A 1,192-nucleotide genomic window follows, 5' to 3' on the forward strand; every position below is an offset into this window, starting at 1 on the left:
GTGTTTTTGTCAAAAATAATTCGTAATATTTTACAGTTGATTGGAAGAGGAAGTAAGCAATGCTGAGGAGCAACTTACCAGCAATACAATCAACGCTGTAAACAATAGTTTAGAGGATGGTTTTTCCATCCTCTTTTTGTAAATTATTGGAACAGCTTTATGGCTAAAAAAACCTTTTACGATTTTAGATTTTTATAAAAAAGATACCATTGGATAAACTTTTTTCTCCGGCTTTTGGTAAGCCCCCGATGAATATTAAGATTACCTTTCAGATGACCGAAAAAAGACTCTATTCCGTTGGTTGTTTTCGGGATTTTAGGATTTTGAAGAAAGGTAAACATATTTGGCAAAGCCTTTCTGATAACAGAAAAACATCTTCTCACCATCTTATGAGTATACCAATATCTTCCGGTTTCCTGGCTGTATGATTTTTCATTCAAAAATTCTTTATGCTTTTCAGACCAATCCAAAAACTCTTTGATCCAATACTGCTTTTTAACTTCATTATCGATAAAATGAATTTTGCAGACAATTTCACGTAACTCAAAACCAGCTACAGATTTTGGATAGGCGGAAAGCCATATCTTACACATTCTCTGAATATGGACCAAACATCTCTGAACAGGAACCTTAGGACAAACTTTCCGGATAGCTTTCAGTAGAGATTTATCACCATCGCAGGTTATCCCGCCAATTTTTATTCCCAAATTCAGAATATTCTCCAAATCCTCTTTGAGTTCTTCATAATGCTCTCCGTCAGTAATTCTGTAAAGCTGGGTTTGTTTAAAAACATTGTCTCTATAAACAACCAGACAGATTTCATTAGAAAAATAGGTGCCGTCGATGAGTAAATAAACTTCCTTGTTATGACTGTAACTGAGTTTTGGAGCTTTACTAAGCATCACATTAAAATACCGTTGAAGAGTAGTTAAGGAATATCCCGATGCTGCTGAAATCTGATCATAAGTCTGTTTCCCGACAATCCATTTTTTAAACCAAGTTTCTTTGTTTTTTAGACTAACAGATTTATTCTCTGAAGTAAAATAAAGGCCACAGTTTTTACATTTAAAACGACGCTTACCGTTTTGCTTTCCCCAGGAAATCACATCCAAACTTTTGCAACCCCAACAACGATTTTTTTTGAATTTTCAGCCATAAAAAAAGTTTATTGAAACAAAATTCAATAAACTTT

Annotated in this window: 1 protein-coding gene; it reads right to left on the reverse strand. The window is 33.9% G+C overall.

Translation table 11 applies throughout. The features are described 5' to 3' along the window. Positions 1 to 176 precede the first annotated feature (176 nt). Positions 177 to 1,106 carry a transposase gene (locus C8D70_RS20610; RefSeq protein WP_228408078.1) on the reverse strand — a complete coding sequence of 310 codons (930 nt, stop codon included), beginning with the start codon at positions 1,104 to 1,106 and terminating at the stop codon, positions 177 to 179. Positions 1,107 to 1,192: the final 86 nt, after the last annotated feature.

The organism is Chryseobacterium sp. CBTAP 102 (assembly GCF_003201365.1).
Lineage (GTDB): Bacteria > Bacteroidota > Bacteroidia > Flavobacteriales > Weeksellaceae > Chryseobacterium > Chryseobacterium candidae.